The sequence below is a fragment of the Nocardia farcinica genome, from assembly GCF_029867845.1.
Lineage (GTDB): Bacteria > Actinomycetota > Actinomycetes > Mycobacteriales > Mycobacteriaceae > Nocardia > Nocardia farcinica_A.
This window is the reverse complement of sequence record NZ_JARWRU010000109.1, coordinates 1-2,267: the sequence shown is the minus strand read 5'-3', so window position 1 is coordinate 2,267 and position 2,267 is coordinate 1. Positions and strand designations below refer to the sequence as shown.

Here is a 2,267-nt window from a genome sequence, read left to right as displayed (position 1 = left end):
GCAGGAAGGACAGGCGTTCGAAGACCCGTTGCCGCTGGGTGTTGTGGAAACTCGCGATCCGCCACACACCGTCGGCCTCCCTGACCACGGTGTAGGTCTGGGTCTTGGACAGTTCGGCGGGCCGGTCGCCGTCGTAGCGGTCGCCACGACTGGTGACGATCGCTACGTCGCCGCCGTAGAACCGCGCGCCGAGATAGGAGTCGGCCAGTTCGGTGCCCTCGAGAAAGCCGGCGAACAGGGCGCGGTGCGCCTCGGTGATGTCGCGGCGACCGACATAGTGGGTGCCGAGAAAGGTCGTGTACGTGGCGTTCTCGGTGAAGGTCGCGCCGTAGGCGTCGGCGTCGTGGCGAGCCCAGGCCGCGGTCATGGCGTCGATGGTCGCGCAGACGGCCCGCAGATCCTCGGCGCTGCCGCCGTCGGCGATGAGGCCCGCGCAGTCCGGGACGCCGGTCGCGCGCACGTCGGAGGTCCGGTCGAGCCACATGTACGTTCCGGCGGCCGTGACGCCGAGCGCGAGCGCGGTGACCGCCAGTGCCTTTCCGACGCGGCGGCGCCGAGGTGGCGCCGGGGTGGCGGTGTCGATGGTGTCAGGCATGGTCGTACCCCTTCGCATGCTATTCTCTGCTTCAACGAACTATCTTCTTAAACGATTTCTCTTCGTTTAGGAAGAGATTAGGAGAAGGGTGAAAACATGTCAACGCAACCCACACCCGACGACCCGGGACAGACCTTCCGCCGCTACCTAAGCTCGATCGTGCTGCACGCCCAAGCAGGCGCCAGAGCCGTCGGACTCGGCGCCACCGACCTCTACGCGCTCAACATCCTCGAACTCACCGGACCCATGACACCCGGCGAACTCGGCACACGCACCGGCCTCACCACCGGCCCCACCACCCGGCTCGTCGACCGCCTCGAACAGGCCGGCTACGTCCGCCGCGCCCCCGACCCCGCCGACCGCCGCAAAGTCATCGTCGAACCCCTCGACCGCCCCGCAGGTCTCGACGAAACACTCACCCCCGCCCGCCGCCGCATCGCCGACATCATCGACAGCTACAGCCCCGACCAGCGCGCCCTGCTCTTCGACTACTTCACCCGCGCCGCCGACGCCTACCGGCAGGCCACCGAAGAGATCACCACCATCGACCAGCAACCACGGGCCGGCGCCGACTCCTGACCAGCGACCACCCCACCTCGCCCACCACGACCGGTGCGCCACACCAGCCTCCCCGCGTAGGCTGCGCAGAGAACAAGATCACAGTCCCCCGGGACACGAAAAGGAGACGCCGTGCGGATCGGAATCCTGCTGAACGAACACCCCGGCCCCGACAGCCTGCGCCTGTTCACCGACGAACTGCGCCGCGCCGCCGACGAAGGGTTCGACTCGGCCTGGCTGCCGCACGTCTTCGGCCTCGACGCGCTCACCGCCCTCGCCGTCGCGGGCAGCCGCGTCCCCGAGATCCCCATCGGCACCGCCGTCGTCCCCACCTACCCGCGCCACCCCGGCGCACTCGCCCAGCAGGCGCGCAGCACCGCCCTCGCCGTCGGGCCCGGCAGGCTCACCCTCGGCATCGGCCTGTCGCACAAGATCGTCATCGAGAACATGTTCGGCTACGACTTCTCCCGACCCGTCCGGCACATGCGCGAATACCTCGAGGTGCTCACCCCGCTGCTCGAGGGCAACCCGGTCTCCTACACGGGCGAGACCGTCACCGCCAACCTCGCCCTCACCGTCCCCGGCGAGGAGCGCGTCCCCGTCCTCGTCGCCGCCCTCGGCGAACAGATGCTCAAACTCGCCGGCCGCGCCACCGACGGCACCATCCTCTGGATGACCGGCCCCACCACCATCCGCGACCACATCGCCCCCACCATCACCACCGCCGCCACCGCCGCAGGCAGGCCGGCCCCCCGCATCGTCTGCGCCCTGCCCGTCCAGGTCACCGACAACCCCGACACCGCCCGCGAACGCGCGGGCAAAGTCTTCAAGATGTACGGCACCCTGCCCTCCTACCGCGCCATGATGGACCGCGAAGGCGTCGCAGGCCCCGCCGACATGGCCATCATCGGCACCGAAGACCAGGTCGCCGAACGCATCCGCGGCGTCTTCGACGCGGGCGCCACCGAATTCGTCGGCATCGTCTACGACAACGGCGACGACGCGCCCCGCACCCGCAAACTGCTCACCAGCCTGAAGTCCTGACCCCCCGCAGCCCCGGAGAAACAGATCACGTGACGACAGAACAGACAGTCGTCGTCGCGCTCCCCGAATC

Annotated in this window: 3 protein-coding genes; 2 read left to right on the top strand and 1 reads right to left on the bottom strand. The window is 69.1% G+C overall.

The window, feature by feature from the left end:
- Positions 1-595 (bottom strand): SgcJ/EcaC family oxidoreductase (locus QH283_RS02075; protein WP_280501321.1); only part of this gene is annotated, 595 nt, incomplete at its 3' end.
- Positions 596-691: 96 nt separating this feature from the next.
- Here QH283_RS02075 and QH283_RS02070 point away from each other — a divergent pair.
- Both QH283_RS02070 and QH283_RS02065 read left to right on the top strand, forming a co-directional pair.
- Positions 692-1,174 carry a MarR family winged helix-turn-helix transcriptional regulator gene (locus QH283_RS02070; RefSeq protein WP_280501320.1) on the top strand — a complete coding sequence of 161 codons (483 nt, stop codon included), beginning with the start codon at positions 692-694 and terminating at the stop codon, positions 1,172-1,174.
- 111 nt (positions 1,175-1,285) lie between these two features.
- A complete protein-coding gene (locus tag QH283_RS02065; protein ID WP_280501319.1) occupies positions 1,286-2,197 on the top strand; it encodes an LLM class F420-dependent oxidoreductase in 912 nt (303 codons plus the stop codon).
- The last annotated feature ends 70 nt before the right edge of the window (positions 2,198-2,267 follow it).

What these genes read in the sequence shown, in the direction of transcription:
- QH283_RS02070 (WP_280501320.1), top strand. Translation starts at nt 692, where the DNA reads ATGTCAACGCAACCCACACCCGACGACCCGGGACAGACCTTCCGCCGC.